The organism is Flavobacterium branchiicola (assembly GCF_018383905.1).
Classification (GTDB): domain Bacteria; phylum Bacteroidota; class Bacteroidia; order Flavobacteriales; family Flavobacteriaceae; genus Flavobacterium; species Flavobacterium branchiicola.
Map to the genome: position 1 here is coordinate 499,330 of NZ_JAGYWA010000002.1, position 17,821 is coordinate 517,150.

Sequence of the window (17,821 nt, forward strand, 5' to 3'; positions counted from 1 at the left end):
TATATGTCGCTCCGCTGAAGCTTTTTTCATTTGGATTGTCGAAATCCTATAAATATTTTGTTCCTCTGGAGCTTTGTCTTTTTTCTTGGTTTTAGTCAATGAAAAAAGCGGTTTCAAATTTTTTGAAACCGCTTTTTTAGAAAATATATAGACTAAGATTTATTTAACCTGGAAAGTAACTCTTCTCACGATTTGTCTCGCTTCTTTAGATTTTTTGTTAACAGAAGTATCTTCTCCGTTAGCAATTACATTCAGTCTTGAAGCATCAATTCCTGCATTAGTAGCTACTTTTTTCACAGCCTCGGCTCTTTTTCTTGATAACTCAGTGTTGTAAGTAGAACTTCCAATTTCGTCAGCATAACCAATAATATCAGCTGATTTTCCCGGATTATTTTTCAGATATTTCACTAAGAAATCAACACCAGATAAAGAAGCATTTGTAGGTTTAGACGAATTAAAGTCGAAGTACACATTTACATAACCTCCGTTGATTAATTCTTCAACAGTATTGTTTGTAGCAACTCCGCTTCCTTTTTTCTCATAAGTTTTATCTAAATAGCTTTCTAACTCGTCTGGCACACCATTTTGATTGGTATCAATAGATTGTCCTTTTGTATTAACAGCAACTCCAGCGATGCTATTTGGTTCTAAATCGTATAAATCAGCAACACCATCTTTGTCTGTATCGATAAGACCAGTTTCGATTAAGTCCACTCTTTTTTCCAATTCACCAATTCTGTCTTCTTCGCCAACCCAGTCAGCATGTCTTTCATTTTTACCTAAGTAGAAAGTTAAACCTACAGAAGCATTTAATAAAACACCATCAAATGAACCAGTTGTTGTGTTTCCCATTCCGTCGAAGTTCCAGTTTTGTCTTCCGTTAACAATTCCGGTAAGATCTCCTGTCAGTGCAACTCTGTTACTTAATTTAATTTGTCCCGTTAAACCAGCAATTCCGTGAGCCATATAATCCTGACCTCCAAAACCTGTTTCGGTACTAATTTGCGAAACTCCAAAACCACCATGTGCTAAAAGGCCAATTGTGTTAGTCCAGGTTTCAAAATTTAAGGCACGTCCGACGTTTACAACTCCTTGTAAACTTGCTCTAACGTAACGGCTTTCAAAATCCGGAGTGTCATTTTTCTCTTTAAATTGGTCATAACCAACATCTAATTTTACCCCAAACTTTGGACTAAACATATATCTCACGCCCAAATCTCCGTGAAAAAGGTTTGCAGATTCTGTAGTATAACCCGGAGTCATAGTTCTGGTTGGTTTGTTTACACCACCATTTAGTTCGATAGACCATTTGTTGTATTCTGGTTGGTCAACAATTGTTTTAGTAGATGTGGTTGCCATATTTTGTGCACCTGCGGCAAATGCTAGTAGTAATAAAGATGCGGAGGCTAGTGTCTTTTTCATGATATCAAAAATTTATTTAGTTTTTATTTTAACTCATGACAAAATTATGGGGTGAATTTCAGAATGTGTTCTATTTGCTCTTACATAATTCCCACGTTTTGGCTTTTAATTATGTAAAATCGTTAATAAAATCAAAATTGAGGGCGAAAAAAAAGGACAAAATTAATATTTTGTCCTTTTTACCCTTTTTTAAAGTATGATCTATTTTAAGTCCGGCTGATATATTTTTACGGTTCCGTCACCTTCGCTGCTCACTACCAATAAACTTCTCTTAGTAGGACTTTTAGAGGCAGGAATAAATAAGACTCCTTCTGGTGCATCACCTGTTTTTACCGTTTGTAAATATTGTGGAGAAGCAGGATTTGTAACATCATATGTCATAAAAGCGTCCGATCTTTCAAGTCCTACAAATAAAATATTCTGATTTCCCATTTTAGCAACAACTACCGCTTCTGGTTCAGAACCTTTATCATCACTTCGTTTATCATCATAAGTTCCTAACTCATTTGTTTTTTTATCAACATCATTTTTACTGTCATAAACAATTTTTCCTGTGTTTCCATTCCAAATAGAAAAAGAACGCGCACCAAAACTTACCATCTGGTCTAAATCTCCATCGCCATCAGTGTCTCCCATGTCAGCAACCAGATTAAGTCTTCCAAGATTTGTTTCTAGTTTTAAAGTAGCGGCGTCAGGAAAAACAGTCGCATCAAGTTTCATATCCTTCATACGTTTAATATCGGAGTAAGCAGTATATTCTCTTGCATCACCTTCATTAGCAGTTACAAAATAAGGAACATTGTTTGAAGTAAAATGACTGATCGCATCGGGCATAAACATCCCTTTTACTTTCCACGGATTAAAGGCGACTTTATCATCTTTATCACTTACATCAATTGCATTTTCAGCAGTATTATAGTCTTTTAAACCTAATGGATAAATGGCAGTAATTGTTTTTGAAGTTAAATCTACTTTTGCAACACCATTATTTTCCTGCAAAGTTACCCATGCCGTTTTAGAATCGTCAGAAATAGTAATGTATTCCGGTTCGATATCCTGAGCAAAGCTTTTTGCATATTTAGAAATTCTGAATCCATCTTTTGCTAAAGCCGCAGCCTGACTGCTAAATGAAGCAAAATCTAATGTTGTCACAGTATAAATACTTGTTTCAATAATAGAAATTGTTCCGTTTGGATCCTGTAAATAATCTGTACTTGGTTCACCTTCATTAGCAGTCATGATAAACTTTCCGTCTGGTGAAAAAGTAATCATATCCGGTAATGCTCCAACAGGAATTTGTTTTATTAAACTATAATCTGAAGTATTAAAAATAACAACTTTTCCATTTCCTTGTTTGTTAGTTAAAGATTCCAGAGCAACAGCCAGTTTTCCGTCATAAACTGAAACACTATTTGCCGCACCTTCATAAGAAGCCAAATCAATTTTAGCAATTTTCAGCGGTTTCGTAGGATCTGAAATATCGATTACATCAATTTGATTAACTCCACTGTTATTTACTGTAAAAAGTCTTTTTGTTTTTTCGCAATAAGCTGAAATCTCTGCAGCAGCTTCACCGCCAATAGTTATAGAACCGATTTCTTTAAAAGTTCCCGGATTTTCGTTTACTGTAAGTTCTTCTGGTTCATTGTTGGATTTTTCGTCGTTATTACAGCTCGTAAAAATCAAAAGAGCGGTTAATAATGAGAAGGTTACTTTTTTCATTTTATTAGTTTTTAGTTTCGCCAAAAGTAATTCGCATATACTGTCTGTATATTAAGAGGGTATTATTTAATCTTTAACTTAATTTTTGAAGGATATTTTTTGTGAAATAACGGATGAATTTTAATCAATTGTTTTATAATCCTAACGAATGCTTATCTTTGCACTTTCTAAATTAGAACCTGTTTATGTCAACAAATAATAGAAGATTTCCAGCAGAATGGGAAAAACAACAAGGAATTGTATTGTGTTTTCCGCATAATGGTAACGACTGGCCCGGTAAATACGAGGCAGTTCAATGGGCTTTTGTAGAATTTATAAAAAAAGTAGCGACTTTTGAAACTGTTTTTTTGGTCGTAGCCGATGAAAAACTAAAGGAGAAAGTTGCCGAAATGCTTGAAAGAGCGCGCGTAAACACTAAAAATGTTTCGTTCATTATTCACAAAACCAACAGAAGCTGGATGCGTGATTCCGGACCGATTGTAGTTAAAAACGGATCGAAAAGAGAAGCGCTTAATTTCAACTTTAATGGTTGGGCGAAATATAAAAATTATCAACTTGATAAATTTGTTCCAGGTAAAATTGCTGATTTTATTGATGTTCCTTTAACTCAGGTTATGTACAAAGGAAAACCGGTAATTGTAGAAGGCGGAGCAATAGATGTAAACGGAAGAGGAACTTTGTTAACTTCTGAAGAATGTTTGATGCACCCATCAATTCAGGTGAGAAACGCCGGATTTACCAAAGAAGATTACGAAGCTGTTTTTAAAGAATATCTTGGAGTTACCAATGTAATTTGGTTAGGAGATGGAATAGAAGGAGATGATACACACGGACATATCGATGATTTATGCCGATTTGTAAATGAAGATACCATCGTAACGATTGTAGAAACAGATAAAAACGATTCTAATTACAAGCCTTTACAGGATAATTTGAAACGCTTGCAAAATGCAAAATTAGAAAACGGAAAATCTCCTGTAATCGTAGCTTTGCCAATGCCAAAACGTGTTGATTTTGAGGATTTAAGATTACCGGCAAGTTATGCTAATTTCTTAATTTTGAACAATTGCGTTTTAGTACCAACATTTAATGACAGTAACGACCGTGTAGCTTTAAATATATTGGCAGAATGTTTCCCTGGCAGAGAAGTGATCGGCATAAGCTGTATTGATTTTATCTGGGGATTCGGAACTTTACATTGTTTGAGTCAGCAGATTCCGGCTTAAATATATAAAACCATATAAGTAATATAAGAAAATTTAAGTTTGAATTAAGTGAACTTGTATTACTTATATAGTTTAAAAACTTTGCGTCTTTGCAAGATTCAATAAAATCATAAAAAAAAACCTTGGCGATAACCAAGGTTTTTTGTTTTCTATATCTCTTCAGATAAATTATTTGCTCTTCATGGTCTCACGAAAGGAGGTAATAATTGACTTGAAACTTCGCCAAAACCAATTCTAACTTCATTACTTTCGCAGAAGCCACGAATGATTACGGTATCGTTATCTTCAATAAATTTACGTTCGCTGCCGTCATTTAATTTTAATGGATTCTTTCCGCCCCATGTTAATTCTAACATAGAACCAAAACTATCCGGAGTTGGTCCTGAAATTGTTCCTGATCCCATCATATCTCCAGAATTAACACGACACCCGTTTGAAGTATGGTGTGCTAATTGTTGACACATTGACCAGTATAAATATTTGAAGTTCGATTTTGAAACAACGGTTTCTTCCTGCTCTTCAGGTTTAATTGAAACTTCTAAATGAATATCATAAGCTCTTTTTCCTTTTGTTTGTAAATAAGGAAGTGGAGTAGGATCTTGTTTAGGTCCTTTAGTTCTAAAAGGTTCCAGTGCATCCATTGTTACAATCCAAGGTGAAATTGAAGTCGCAAAGTTTTTGGCTAAGAATGGTCCTAACGGTACATATTCCCATTTTTGGATATCACGCGCGCTCCAGTCATTCAATAATACCATTCCGAAGATGTAATCTTCAGCTTCGTATGTTGGGATATTTTCACCCATTACATTTACGTCTGTAGTAATGAAAGCAGTTTCTAATTCGAAATCAACTAAGCGGGATGGTCCAAAAACCGGAGAATTTTCACCCGCAGGTAAAGTTTGTCCCATTGGTCTGTGAACCGGAATTCCAGAAGGAACAATTGTAGAACTTCTTCCATGGTATCCTACAGGAATATGAAGCCAGTTTGGTAATAAAGCGTTTTCAGGATCACGAAACATTTTTCCTACATTGGTAGCATGTTCTCTACTAGAGTAAAAATCGGTATAATCACCAATTAAAACTGGTAATTGCATCTCTACATCTTCGATTTTAAATATAACAATATCGCGGTGTTTTGTTGAATCTCTAAGTTGTGGATTGATTTCGTCAAAAATCTCAGCAATACGATTTCGAACCAAACGCCATGTTTTTTTTCCGTCAGAAATAAAGTCATTAAGCGTGTCCTGCATGAACATATCGTCTGTTAAATCTATTCCTTCAAAATAGTTTAATTGCTGCAAAGCCCCTAAATCTATGGCATAATCGCCAATTCGCGTTCCTACTGTAACGACATTTTCTTTAGTAAGAAATACACCGAAAGGGATATTCTGTATAGGGAAGTCACTATTTTCTGGTACTTCTAACCATGATTTTCTTTTGGTATCGTTGGCGGTTATTGGCATGTGAATGTTAATTATTTGTTGAAAAATTACATGTCAAATATATCATAATCTAACTGTATGACAAACGTTTTTTTGTATTTTTGCATCAAATTAACGAAAAACGAAAAAATGCAACGCGACGAACAAATTTTTGATCTTATCCTAGAGGAAAAAGATAGACAAATTCACGGATTAGAACTTATCGCTTCAGAGAATTTTGTAAGTGATGAAGTAATGCAGGCAGCTGGCTCTGTTTTAACTAATAAATATGCTGAGGGATATCCTGGCAAAAGATACTACGGCGGTTGCGAAGTAGTTGACGTTATTGAGCAAATTGCAATCGACAGAGCAAAAGAATTGTTTGGTGCAGAATATGCAAACGTACAGCCTCACTCAGGTTCTCAGGCAAATACATCAGTTTACCATGCATGTTTAAATCCTGGGGATACTATTTTAGGTTTCGATTTATCTCACGGTGGTCACTTAACGCACGGTTCTCCTGTAAATTTTTCAGGACGTTTATATCGTCCGGTTTTTTACGGTGTAGATGCTGAAACGGGTCGTTTAGACTATGACAAAATCCAGGAAATTGCAACTAAAGAACAACCAAAATTAATTATCGCTGGAGCTTCGGCTTATTCTCGTGATATGGATTTTGCACGTTTCAGACAAATTGCGGATAGTGTAGGAGCAATCTTATTTGCTGATATTTCTCACCCTGCTGGTCTTATTGCAAAAGGATTAATGAATGATCCAATTCCTCATTGTCATATTGTTTCTACAACAACACACAAAACATTAAGAGGACCTCGTGGAGGTTTGATCTTAATGGGGAAAGATTTTGAAAATCCACAAGGATTAAAAACTCCAAAAGGAGAAATCAGAATGATGTCTTCATTATTAGATTTAGCTGTTTTCCCTGGAAATCAAGGTGGACCTTTAATGCATATTATTGCTGCTAAAGCGGTTGCTTTTGGTGAAGCACTTAAAGATGAATTCTTTACTTATGCAATGCAATTACAAAAAAATGCAAATGCAATGGCTGATGCTTTCGTAAAAAGAGGTTACAATATTATCTCTGGCGGAACAGATAACCACATGATGCTTATTGACTTAAGAAATAAAAATATTTCTGGTAAAGAAGCTGAAAATGCATTAGTTAAAGCTGAAATCACAGTAAATAAAAACATGGTTCCTTTTGATGACAAATCACCATTTGTTACTTCTGGAATTCGTGTAGGAACAGCTGCAATCACAACTCGTGGTTTAGTTGAAAAAGATATGGAAACTATTGTTGACTTAATCGACAGAGTACTTGCTGATCATACAAATGAAGCAGTTATCGAAGAAGTTGCAAACGAAGTAAACGAAATGATGAGCGAAAGACCAATCTTCGCGTATTAATTAGTTTAAAGTTTCAGGTTTCAAGTTTAAAGTTTTGTAATGCGGAAACAAACGTATTATAAAACTTTAAACTTTTTTCGTTTCCAACCAACATGAAACGTGAAACTTGAAACAAAATAAAACAAAAGAAATAAAAGTTATGGGCGTATTAAGATTACAACTGCCAACCGACCCAAGATGGGTAAATATTGTTGAGAAAAATATAGAAGAAATCCTTACGGATCACGCTTGGTGCGAGCAAAAAGCAGCAACAAACGCGATTACGATTATTACAAACAATTCTGAGCATCAGGATTTAGTTCAGGATTTACTGGCTTTGGCCAAAGAAGAAATCGATCATTTTGAACAAGTTCATAATATCATCATCAAAAGAGGATTAAAATTAGGACGTGAGCGCAAAGACGATTATGTAAATGAATTGTATTTATATATGAAGAAAAGCGGAGACGGAAGCAGAGTTTCTGGTCTTGTAGAAAGATTATTATTCTCAGCAATGATCGAAGCCAGAAGTTGTGAACGTTTTAAAGTCTTATCTGAAAATATTCAGGACGAAGAATTAGCCGTTTTTTACAGAGAATTGATGGAAAGCGAAGCTGGACATTATACTACCTTTATTACATACGCGCGTAAATACGGAGTTGGAATAGACGTTGAAAAACGTTGGAGAGAATGGTTAGAATTTGAAGAATCAATCATCACTAATTACGGAAAAGGAGAAACGATTCACGGGTAATTTTTTTGTTTATTTTGTTTCATGTTTAAAGTTTCAAGTTTGTCACGTTGAGCGTAGTCGAAACGCGCTCCAATTTGCAAGTTTCGTGAATCTCTGTGAAATAAAAAAATCCGTTTAAATCCGCGTTTTCACGAAGTGAATCCGTGTCATCCGTGTTCAATTTAGTTTAGTTAATCACAAAGTATTTTCCATTTCATCTGCGTTCAAAATTTAAGTTTTTATAATCTAAAATCTGCAATCTAAAATCTAAAATTCCCTATATTTGAGAGTAACCAAAATCTTGAACGATGAGAATAGAAGCAGACCTGAAATTAGGATTTAAAGATGTGATGATCAGACCAAAAAGATCAACACTCAAAAGCAGATCGGAAGTGTCTTTAGAGCAAAATTTTAAGTTTTTGCACAGCACAGCAAATTGGACAGGAATTCCAATTATGGCTGCCAATATGGATACTGTAGGCACTTTTGAAATAGCTCAGGTTTTGGCAAAAGAAAAGCTTTTTACGGCAATTCATAAACACTACACTTTAGAAGAATGGAATGCTTTTTTGAAAAATGCAACTCCGGATTTCTACGATTTCATCGCCATAAGTACCGGAACCGGAAAAGAAGATTTTGAGAAAATCGGCAAAGTAATCGCGGCAAATCCTTTACTTAAATTTATTTGCATTGATGTTGCCAATGGTTATTCAGAACATTTTGTTCAGTTTTTAAAACAAACCAGAAAACAATATCCCGATAAAGTAATTATTGCGGGAAATGTGGTGACCGGTGAGATGGTAGAAGAATTACTATTAGCGGGCGCCGATATTGTAAAAGTCGGAATTGGACCGGGATCGGTTTGTACTACACGAGTAAAAACAGGTGTAGGTTATCCGCAACTTTCTGCAATTATAGAATGTGCCGACGCTGCTCACGGTTTAGGCGGACATATCATAAGTGATGGTGGCTGTACAACTCCTGGTGATGTTGCAAAAGCCTTTGGTGCAGGTTCCGATTTTGTAATGTTGGGCGGAATGCTGGCAGGACATACAGAAAGTGGAGGAGAACTAATCGAAGTAAACGGAGAAAAATTCAAACAATTTTACGGCATGAGTTCAGCAACCGCAATGGATAAACATGTTGGAGGTGTAGCAGAATACCGAGCGAGCGAAGGAAAAACAGTTCAGGTTCCGTTTAAAGGAAATGTTATTGCGACAGTTTTAGATATTTTGGGTGGTTTGCGAAGTACCTGTACTTATGTTGGGGCTTCAAGATTAAAAGAATTAACGAAACGAACGACTTTTATCCGCGTAAGCGAACAGGAAAATCAGGTTTTTACAAATTAAAATACTTTTTAAATAAATTATGATTACAATTTCAGAAGCAGGTTTAGGTGATATCAAAACAATTCAGGAAATTACCAATATCACATGGCCTATTACTTATGGCGAAATTTTATCTCAGGAACAATTAGATTATATGTTGGGTTTGTTTTATTCTGATGAAGCGCTTTCAAAACAAATCCAAAATAAAGAACAATTGTTTTATATGGTTTCAGATTCTAATACTGTAATCGGGTTTATTGGAATTGAACACAATTACAAAAACGAAGCAATAACTAAAATTCATAAAATTTATCTTTTACCAGAAACACAAGGAAAAGGGTATGGCAAAATTGTTTTTCAGTCGATCGAAAAACTAGCTTTAGAAAATCATTCGGCAGCCCTTTTATTAAATGTAAACCGTTTTAATACTGCATTAAATTTCTACAAAAAAATTGGTTTCGAAGTAAAAGAAACAGTTGATATTGAAATCGGTAATGGTTATTTGATGGAAGATTTTGTGATGGAGAAAAAGTTTTAAAAATAATTCTCAGTAGTTTTGTCAATTCCGAGGAACGAGGAATTGCACTCACATTTCTACAATCTTGTCATTTCGACGAAGGAGAAATCTTCGCAAGAAACTCCATAAAGTAAAGCACCAATCTTTGTCGAGCTACTCGCGAAGATTTCTCCTTCGTCGAAATGACAAACTTTTGTATTTAATTCTTATCACTAACAACAATATCATGTTTAAAAAGCAATCCTTTCACTTCTTTCAAAGAAAATATAGCTTTCTTCAATTTAGTTTTAGATGGATCAATAGTATAATTATAGCTGGTCAGAAAATCAGTCTTGTTAGCGATGGCTTTGTCAAATTCAGATCGGTATAAATCGCAATTGTAGAAAACAACATTTGTAAGATCGGCAGCCATAAAATCGACAGCAATCAAACTACAATTGGTAAAATTTGTTCCTTTTATTTTTAAGGTATAAAACTTCGAAAAATCAAGAATGCAGTCATTAAATTCTATTTCGAAAATTAACTTATCGCACATTGCAAAATTAACTTCCTTTATTTCGCAGCGATTAAAAGTTGCGGTTCTAAAAGCCACGTAATTAATTTTTGCTTCATTAAAAATGCAATCATTAAAAACACAATCGATAAAAGTTACGGCAAGAAAAGTGCAGGCAGAGAAATTACAATTATTAAAAATACAGCATTCGAAGTCCTTAAAATTAAGATCGTCTTTGCTGTAAATAATAGTATTGTATTCCTTATCGAGAAAATATTCGCTTTCCTTTTTCAAATTTATTCTAACCGTTTTTTGAGACCGAAAAGGTACTAATTTGCAACTTAATATTTCCTCTAAATTTTAATTCATTTTAAGCCGATATTCTTTCAATACAGAATATTAAGGACGTATTTCATGTAATATTTTTTTGAGTTTTTAAATGTATTATCTTGAAAATAAGCTATATATTTACATTGAATTGATTATTGTTTCTAAAAAATTAAAACTTTCAAATGGTACAATTTTTAAAAAATAATTATTTTCAGAATAAATATAAAATCTTAGGATTGCTCTTTTTTATTTCGTCTAGTCTCACCGCTCAGAATGAAATAGACAGTTCCAAAATTTGTCCACCCAAAACGATACTGGAAATCTTTAAAAAGAGAGATTCCATTTATGTCGTTAAACCTATAAAAAACAGTTTCTTTTTAGTAATTCCTGCAATTGGTTCTCAGCCAGCAACAGGATTTTTCTTTGGTGGTGTAGCACAATATACTTTTAAAGGAAAAGAAAAAGCCGATAAATATTCCATCGCTAATCTTGGAATAACTTATACTACTAAAAAACAGTGGCTCGTAAATGTAAAGAACAATATTTTACTAAAAAACAACAAGATATTTTTAAGTGGCGATTACCGTTTGTATATCTTTTCCCAGCCTAATTACGGGTTAGGAACAGATATAATACCACCACGTCGCGATCAGGTTCCGGGATTTAGTATCGATTCTATTGCTCAGCCAATGGATTACAATTATTTTAAATTCCATCAATCTGTTTCTTTTGAAGTAAAGAAAAACTTTTATGTTGGCGGAGGAATCAATATCGATTGGTATTCCAGTATTGTTGATAAAGATCTTGATGTAGCCAACGGAAAACTTACCTACCATTACAATTACAATCAAAAATATGGATTTGATGAAAGCGAATATTTCCTGAACGGAATGAGCCTTAATTTGGTTTACGATTCCAGAGACAATCAGGTAAATGCAACACACGGATGGTTTGCAAACATAAATTATCGTTTTAACCCTGTATTGTTTGATAATCAGGAAGTAAGTAATGTTTTGTATGCAGAATATCGAAACTTTATTCCCGTTTCCGCAAAAGATCCACGTTATATTCTGGCACTTTGGACGTACGGACAATTTGTAACAAAAGGTAAAGTTCCTTACTTAAATTTACCTGCAATTGGCTGGGATCAGCGCAGTCGAAGCGGGGAAGGATATACTCAGGGTTTATTTAGAGGAACTAATTTGGTTTATCTGGCGGCAGAATTTAGATTTCCGCTTAGCTGTAATCAAATGTTTAGCGGAACTGTTTTTACAAACTTTATAACAACCAGTAATCCGGATACCAATACTAATCTTTTTCATGCTATTCAGCCCGCAGCGGGTATTGGATTGCGTATTCTAATCGATAAAGCAACCAGAACTAATCTTATTGTAGATTATGCCTGGGGTAATAATTCTAAAGGGTTTTACTTAAATGCCGGAGAAACATTCTAAAACGGATGATTTTACAGGATAAAAAAGCTTTAAAAGTCACACATCAGAACTTCTGCTAAATTTTATTGTTCATAATTAAATCATAATTTATAACTATTATGAATAATATTTCTGAACTCAATCCTTATTTTTGTTGTATATACAAGTTTAAATGAAATTACTGATAGTCGAAGATGAACCAAATCTTTTGTCGATTTTACGCAAAGGATTTGCTGAAAATAATAACGAAGTTAGCGTAGCTCTTGATGGTAAAACTGCCCTTGAGATGATTCAGAATTATGATTTTGATGTTGTTGTACTGGATGTAATGCTTCCGGATATTAATGGTATTGAAATTTGCAGAAGATTGCGCGCCAGTAAAAACTTTGTGCCTATTTTGCTTTTAACAGCTCTTGGAACTTCAGAAAATATTGTAACCGGACTTAATGCCGGAGCCGATGATTATTTGGTTAAACCGTTTAAATTTGGAGAACTCGATGCAAGGGTTAATGCCTTAAACCGAAGAGCCAATCAGGATACAGAAAAAATAGATACGCTACAGATTGGCGATTTAGAAATAAATGGTAAAGCCAAAACGGTAAAAAGAGATAATGAATCTATTATCTTAACAGCCAAAGAGTTTAAATTACTGTACTATCTGGCTAAAAATTCCGGGCGTATTGTTTCAAGAGATCAAATTCTGGATAATGTCTGGGATATTAATTTTGATATGAATACCAATGTTGTCGATGTATATATTACCTATTTGCGAAAAAAAATAGATAAACCTTTTAAAACCAAACTTATTCATACCATGAAAGGTTTAGGTTATGTGATAAAGCCATAGAATGGATATAAGAAAAAGAATAACCTTTACATACGTTGCACTTTCTACCTTTAGCACTTTGCTATTGTGTCTTATCGTACTTGTTTTATTTAAGGATAACAACCGTTATCATTTCCTGAAACGATTAGAAGACAGAGCTAAAATTGTGGCTTCAATTCACTTTCAGAACGATCCTGAGAAAAAGAAGTATTACAGTAATCTTAAAGAAAACGGACTAGAAGAATTAATTGAAGAAGAAGAATTTGTTCTTAAAATAAACAGTGCCAATAGTTTTGATTACAATACAAAACTTAATTTGCCTAATGAATTTTATACCAATGTTTTAAATACCGGAAAAGATTACTTTGAAATCAATAGTAAATATTATTTAGGTCAGGTTTTTACAGAAAACGATCAAAAGTATATTATCATTGTTGGTGCAAGAGATAAACGTGGAAAAACAGCTACTATTTATATAGTCAAAATTTTGCTTTTTGGCGGAATTGGATTTGTTTTCCTAGCCTTCTTTTTAGGACGTTTTTTAGCAAAACGTGTTATTAATCCTGTTGCCAGAATCACCAAAGAAGTAAATAGGATAAGTGCTTCAAACCTGCACAACAGATTACCAGAAGTAAAAAACTCAGACGAAATTTCAGATCTTACAGCGACTTTCAATGATATGTTGGACAGATTAGAAACCTCTTTTGAAATTCAGGCCAATTTTATCAATAATGCTTCACACGAATTAAAAACACCAATAACCACCATTATTGCCGAATCTGAGATTATGCTTCTGAAAGAAAGAAGCGTTTCTGAATATGTTGAATCTCTTCAGAATATATACAATCAGGCATCAAGATTAGGAAATTTGACTGAAAGTTTATTAAAGCTAACACAAACGGGTTACGATGGGCAGAAACAGGTTTTAGATATCGCGAGAATCGATGAGTTGTTGTTGGACGTAAAATCAGATTTGGATAAAATTTACCCTGAAAACAGAGTAAGTATAAAACTTAATTTTGCACCAAAAGATTCCAATTTACTTCTTATTCCGTGTAATAAACCTCTTTTAGAATTAGCTATAAATAACATCATTACCAATGGAGTTAAGTATTCTGATAATAATGAAGTTTTTGTAACGCTTTCGGCAAATCAGGAAGCAATCAAAATTTCGATTAATGATATCGGGATTGGTATTCCGCCGGAAGATATTCCGCACTTATATGAACCTTTTTTCAGAGGTAAAATTGCTACTAAATATATTGGTTATGGTTTAGGGCTTCCTTTGGCTTCTAAAATAATCAGAATGCATGGGGGTGAAATTCAGGTTCAATCCGAACAAAACAAAGGAACAATTGTTACGCTTATTTTCAATAAATCAAATTTGAAGAAGAACAACATTAAAATTTCTAATGTTGAATCTTAAGAAATTCTAATTTCAGATTAATTTCCTTCTAATATTGGGAAGCTTATTTTGTATGTATAAACTAAAAGAATATACATATGAAAAATTTCCTTATACCTACTACATTAAAAGACGATACAATTTGTGCTGTAAAATCGGCCATTAGTCAGGCAAAAGATTCCAATTGCGAAATCATTTTAATGATGGTAGCAGAAACTCCGGATTCTTTTTCATCGTCTTTTTTTCTGCGTGAAATGAAAACCGGACTTACTATAAGTCAGGAAGAAGTTTTGGAAACTTGTCGGTATATGATTGATCATACCAAAAACTGTAAAATTAAAATTCACAATCAATACGGACTTTCATCTCCAATTTTTAAACGTGTTGTAGAACATTTTTCAGTAAAACTGGTTATTCTGACCAATTCTTATAAACAAGAAACAAAACGAATTCATCAATATCTGGTTCAGTTAGCCGGAAATCAAAAATGCCCGATTTTGCATTTGGGTGCAGAACAAATCAAAAACGATTTCAATAAAGCACTTTACATCGAAAACTCTGGCGCATTGCATGTAAAAGACGTTCAGCAATTTCTGAGTGAGAATTTCTCTTATGAAATCGTAAGCCAGACTTCTAAAATTGATGATAATTACGATGAATTAGCTCCTTTTTTATCTGAAGCAATTTCGAAATATGAAATTGATTTACTGGTAGAAACGCGTAAAGGAGAAAAAATAAAATTCAAAAAGACAAAAAAAGAAAATGTAAACGAAAAATTGGGATTACCGATTCTTTCGCTATATGAAGAATTGGCCTAACCAGATCTACGCCTAAACCTAAGTTTAATTTAAAACCGAAAATATGTTATTAAAGAAAAGAATACCAATGAAGTATGTTCTCGGAAAAATTAAAGTCGAAATACTATTGGTATTAGCATATACCATTTTATTTGAAATTTTCCATTACTATTTTATCAACCTGCCAGTTGATATTCCAATTGCCATTCCAACCATGATTGGTACTATTATATCATTATTATTAGCCTTCAAATCCAATCAGGCTTACGACAGATGGTGGGAAGCACGAATTGTGTGGGGTGCAATTGTAAATGATTCCAGAACACTAATCCGTCAGGTACTGACATTTTACAGAGATCCTGATTTTTCTGTTGAAGCCAGCGAGTTCAAAGAAAATTTTGCAAAAAGACAAATCGCATGGTGTTATAGTTTAGGTCAGGCACTTCGAAATAAAGATGCCATAAAACCGCTTGAAGGCTTGATGAATGAAGATGAAATAAAATACATCAAAAACCATCAAAACATTCCGAATGCAATTTTAATGCTTCATGCAAGAGATTTAAGAAACGCAAAAAACGACAAGAGATTCAATATGTATCAGCAGGTTGAAATCGATAATACATTGTCGAGATTGTGTGACGAAATGGGGAAATGTGAGCGTATTAAAAATACAATTTTCCCAACAACATACAGTATGTATATAAGGCTTACATTGTGTTTATTTGTTTTCTTATTGCCTTTTGGCTTAACGAGCGTGTTAAGCTGGTTTGCTATACCATTGATTACAGCAATTGCAGCAGCTTTTTTCCTGATTGAAAGAATGGCAATTCATTTGCAGGATCCGTTTGAAAACAGAGCTACAGATACACCTGTAACAACTATTGCCAATACAATCGAAAAAAATATCAAACAAATGCTAAACGAATATCAAAGTGAATTTGATATTCTAAAAGAATTTGATTTAAAAGAAGAACCTAAGAAAGTTGATAAAGACGCTTACTTCGTTCTGTAAAAATTTAATTTTGGTCTTGTTAATTGTTGCCGGACAGTACTTAATTGTGCTGTCCGGCTTTTTTCATGGTTAGTTTTGTAAACCGCAAAGTTTGTCATCTCGACTGAAAGGAGAGATCGCACAAGAAACTCCGCAAAGTATATCGGCAATATTTGTCAATTCACGAGTAAGATTTCTCTTTTAGCCAGATGACATAAGTTTGCGAAAAATTGGAATTTGGAATTTTTATATTGGAATTTCCTTTAACAAACGTTACAATTGCTGCGCAGCCAATTTCCCTAAAATTTGTATCGATTCCCTCAATTCATTAGTCCAAGGAAGCCCAAAACTCAAACGCATACAATTGGAGAACTGATCCTGAAAAGAGAAAATTCTTCCCGGCGCAATACTAATTTTGTGTTGCATGGCCAGATGATAAAAATCTGCCGTATCTATACTCTTATCCAATTCGATCCAAAGGAAAAAACCACCTTGAGGCTGACTCACCTTAGTCCCGGCAGGAAAAGATTCTAAAACAGTATTAATATAATTGTTGCAATTGTGATTTAAAATCTGACGTATTTTACGAAGATGATTTTCGTAACGTCCGTTTTTAAGAAAATCTCCCACGACCTCGTGTGTAATAGTAGGCGAGGAGAGTGAATGATAAATTTTATTACGGAGAATTTGCTTTTTGAATTTCCCCGGAGAAACCCAACCCACGCGATAGCCCGGAGAAAGTGTTTTAGAAACCGAACTACAGCACAGGACAATTCCGCTTTCATCATACGTTTTGCAATTGGTTGGTCGGCTGGAGCCAAAATACAAATCGCCATGAATATCATCTTCAATTAGCGGAATATTATAAAATTCCATTAACCTTACCACTTCAATTTTATGCTCAGCCGGCATCATACTTCCAGATGGATTACTAAAGTTACTCATCAGTAAACATAGTTTTACTTTTTTAGAAGCCAGTGCTTTTTTCAACGCTTCCAGTTCGATTCCTGTAGTCATATTGGTTGGTAATTCCATGATATACAAACCCAGTGATTTGGCAAGTTGCAATATCCCGAAATACGCCGGACTTTCTGTAATAATGGTATCTCCCGGTTTAGTCAGCGTCATTAAACAATGCGATATAGCACTCGTGCAGCCCGGCATCGTGATAATATCTTCTTCCGTAAGAGATCCGCCCCAGGTAAACGACCAACGGGCAATTTCTCTTCTTAAATTCAGATTCCCTTTTACCTGCTCATAACTCGTTCCGCTATTAGGTAACGATCGCATCGCCTGAATCATTCCTTTGTTTAATTTCGCAATTGGCAATAATTCATTTGACGGAAAGCCTAACGAAAGCATCGTAATATTTTTATCGGTCATATTTCCGTAAACCTGATCAATCAAATCTTCCCGATTAATATTGGCACATTTTAAAATAGGACTACTTGGCGATGGCTCCGTAATTATTCGGGCAGAGGTATTACTCACATAATAGCCTGATTGCGGACGCGATTCAATCAAAGAGCGGCTTTCGACTTCATAATAAGCCTTACTAACTGTACTCATGCTGTAACCCGTTTCGGCACAGACCTCGCGTATAGAAGGCAGTTTATCACCAACGCTTAAAACGCCAGATTTTATTTGCTTTTCGATTCGGTCAGCAAACTGAAGATATAAGTAATTGGAATTTTTCATAAAAAAAAACTGTTATGGTGCAATTTACAAAAACTGTATCTGTATTGCTGTTTTATTTTTTAGAAATTTGTTTCA

General features: G+C 34.3%; 15 protein-coding genes. 10 read left to right on the top strand and 5 right to left on the bottom strand.

Going from position 1 to position 17,821, the window contains the following annotated elements; translation table 11 throughout:
• Positions 1-159 precede the first annotated feature (159 nt).
• On the bottom strand, positions 160-1,422 hold the full coding sequence (locus tag KHA98_RS05780; RefSeq protein ID WP_213256192.1) for an OmpA family protein: 1,263 nt from the start codon (positions 1,420-1,422) through the stop codon (positions 160-162).
• Between the two features lie 201 nt (positions 1,423-1,623).
• Complete coding sequence (locus KHA98_RS05785; protein WP_213256194.1) at positions 1,624-3,144, bottom strand: choice-of-anchor I family protein; 1,521 nt, start codon at positions 3,142-3,144, stop codon at positions 1,624-1,626.
• 185 nt (positions 3,145-3,329) lie between these two features.
• Between KHA98_RS05785 and KHA98_RS05790 the strand changes: the two genes are divergently transcribed.
• Positions 3,330-4,370: an agmatine deiminase family protein gene (locus KHA98_RS05790; RefSeq protein WP_213256196.1), complete on the top strand. Its 1,041-nt coding sequence runs from the start codon at positions 3,330-3,332 to the stop codon at positions 4,368-4,370.
• 179 nt (positions 4,371-4,549) lie between these two features.
• Here KHA98_RS05790 and fahA read toward each other — a convergent pair whose 3' ends face one another.
• The gene (gene fahA, locus KHA98_RS05795) at positions 4,550-5,833 is read right to left on the bottom strand and encodes a fumarylacetoacetase (RefSeq protein WP_213256198.1); all 1,284 of its coding nucleotides are present in this window, start codon (positions 5,831-5,833) and stop codon (positions 4,550-4,552) included.
• 108 nt (positions 5,834-5,941) lie between these two features.
• Here fahA and glyA point away from each other — a divergent pair, with 108 nt between their 5' ends.
• The 4 genes from glyA to KHA98_RS05815 all read left to right on the top strand — a co-directional run bounded on the left by glyA (position 5,942) and on the right by KHA98_RS05815 (position 9,794).
• Complete coding sequence (glyA, locus tag KHA98_RS05800; RefSeq protein WP_213256200.1) at positions 5,942-7,216, top strand: serine hydroxymethyltransferase; 1,275 nt, start codon at positions 5,942-5,944, stop codon at positions 7,214-7,216.
• Between the two features lie 139 nt (positions 7,217-7,355).
• Entirely contained in the window at positions 7,356-7,949 is a 594-nt protein-coding gene (miaE, locus tag KHA98_RS05805) for a tRNA-(ms[2]io[6]A)-hydroxylase (protein ID WP_213256694.1), read from the top strand.
• Positions 7,950-8,236: 287 nt separating this feature from the next.
• Positions 8,237-9,277 carry a GMP reductase gene (locus tag KHA98_RS05810; RefSeq protein ID WP_213256202.1) on the top strand — a complete coding sequence of 347 codons (1,041 nt, stop codon included), beginning with the start codon at positions 8,237-8,239 and terminating at the stop codon, positions 9,275-9,277.
• A 19-nt stretch (positions 9,278-9,296) separates the two neighbouring features.
• Positions 9,297-9,794, top strand: coding sequence for a GNAT family N-acetyltransferase (locus KHA98_RS05815; RefSeq protein ID WP_213256204.1), 498 nt, complete (start codon positions 9,297-9,299; stop codon positions 9,792-9,794).
• Between the two features lie 178 nt (positions 9,795-9,972).
• Here KHA98_RS05815 and KHA98_RS05820 read toward each other — a convergent pair whose 3' ends face one another.
• The gene (locus KHA98_RS05820; RefSeq protein WP_213256206.1) at positions 9,973-10,560 is read right to left on the bottom strand and encodes a pentapeptide repeat-containing protein; all 588 of its coding nucleotides are present in this window, start codon (positions 10,558-10,560) and stop codon (positions 9,973-9,975) included.
• Between the two features lie 218 nt (positions 10,561-10,778).
• Between KHA98_RS05820 and KHA98_RS05825 the strand changes: the two genes are divergently transcribed.
• From KHA98_RS05825 to KHA98_RS05845, 5 genes are all read left to right on the top strand, one after another.
• On the top strand, positions 10,779-12,050 hold the full coding sequence (locus KHA98_RS05825; RefSeq protein WP_213256208.1) for a BamA/TamA family outer membrane protein: 1,272 nt from the start codon (positions 10,779-10,781) through the stop codon (positions 12,048-12,050).
• 151 nt (positions 12,051-12,201) lie between these two features.
• Complete coding sequence (locus KHA98_RS05830) at positions 12,202-12,876, top strand: response regulator transcription factor (protein ID WP_213256210.1); 675 nt, start codon at positions 12,202-12,204, stop codon at positions 12,874-12,876.
• A gap of 1 nt (position 12,877) precedes the next feature.
• Entirely contained in the window at positions 12,878-14,281 is a 1,404-nt protein-coding gene (locus KHA98_RS05835; RefSeq protein WP_213256212.1) for a HAMP domain-containing sensor histidine kinase, read from the top strand.
• 77 nt (positions 14,282-14,358) lie between these two features.
• A complete protein-coding gene (locus tag KHA98_RS05840) occupies positions 14,359-15,078 on the top strand; it encodes an adenine nucleotide alpha hydrolase family protein (protein ID WP_213256214.1) in 720 nt (239 codons plus the stop codon).
• 43 nt (positions 15,079-15,121) lie between these two features.
• Entirely contained in the window at positions 15,122-16,069 is a 948-nt protein-coding gene (locus KHA98_RS05845; protein WP_213256216.1) for a bestrophin family protein, read from the top strand.
• Between the two features lie 252 nt (positions 16,070-16,321).
• On the opposite strand, the gene KHA98_RS05850 is transcribed toward KHA98_RS05845, so the two are convergent.
• Positions 16,322-17,746 carry an aminotransferase-like domain-containing protein gene (locus KHA98_RS05850; RefSeq protein ID WP_213256218.1) on the bottom strand — a complete coding sequence of 475 codons (1,425 nt, stop codon included), beginning with the start codon at positions 17,744-17,746 and terminating at the stop codon, positions 16,322-16,324.
• Positions 17,747-17,821 lie beyond the last annotated feature (75 nt).

Excerpts from the sequence above, each read along its gene's own strand:
- KHA98_RS05815 (WP_213256204.1), top strand. The coding sequence starts at position 9,297 with ATGATTACAATTTCAGAAGCAGGTTTAGGTGATATCAAAACAATTCAG.
- glyA (WP_213256200.1), top strand. The coding sequence starts at position 5,942 with ATGCAACGCGACGAACAAATTTTTGATCTTATCCTAGAGGAAAAAGAT.
- KHA98_RS05840 (WP_213256214.1), top strand. The coding sequence starts at position 14,359 with ATGAAAAATTTCCTTATACCTACTACATTAAAAGACGATACAATTTGT.
- KHA98_RS05785 (WP_213256194.1), bottom strand. The coding sequence starts at position 3,144 with ATGAAAAAAGTAACCTTCTCATTATTAACCGCTCTTTTGATTTTTACG.
- KHA98_RS05830 (WP_213256210.1), top strand. The coding sequence starts at position 12,202 with ATGAAATTACTGATAGTCGAAGATGAACCAAATCTTTTGTCGATTTTA.
- fahA (WP_213256198.1), bottom strand. The coding sequence starts at position 5,833 with ATGCCAATAACCGCCAACGATACCAAAAGAAAATCATGGTTAGAAGTA.
- KHA98_RS05825 (WP_213256208.1), top strand. The coding sequence starts at position 10,779 with ATGGTACAATTTTTAAAAAATAATTATTTTCAGAATAAATATAAAATC.
- KHA98_RS05780 (WP_213256192.1), bottom strand. The coding sequence starts at position 1,422 with ATGAAAAAGACACTAGCCTCCGCATCTTTATTACTACTAGCATTTGCC.
- KHA98_RS05790 (WP_213256196.1), top strand. The coding sequence starts at position 3,330 with ATGTCAACAAATAATAGAAGATTTCCAGCAGAATGGGAAAAACAACAA.
- KHA98_RS05810 (WP_213256202.1), top strand. The coding sequence starts at position 8,237 with ATGAGAATAGAAGCAGACCTGAAATTAGGATTTAAAGATGTGATGATC.
- KHA98_RS05835 (WP_213256212.1), top strand. The coding sequence starts at position 12,878 with ATGGATATAAGAAAAAGAATAACCTTTACATACGTTGCACTTTCTACC.
- miaE (WP_213256694.1), top strand. The coding sequence starts at position 7,356 with ATGGGCGTATTAAGATTACAACTGCCAACCGACCCAAGATGGGTAAAT.
- KHA98_RS05850 (WP_213256218.1), bottom strand. The coding sequence starts at position 17,746 with ATGAAAAATTCCAATTACTTATATCTTCAGTTTGCTGACCGAATCGAA.
- KHA98_RS05845 (WP_213256216.1), top strand. The coding sequence starts at position 15,122 with ATGTTATTAAAGAAAAGAATACCAATGAAGTATGTTCTCGGAAAAATT.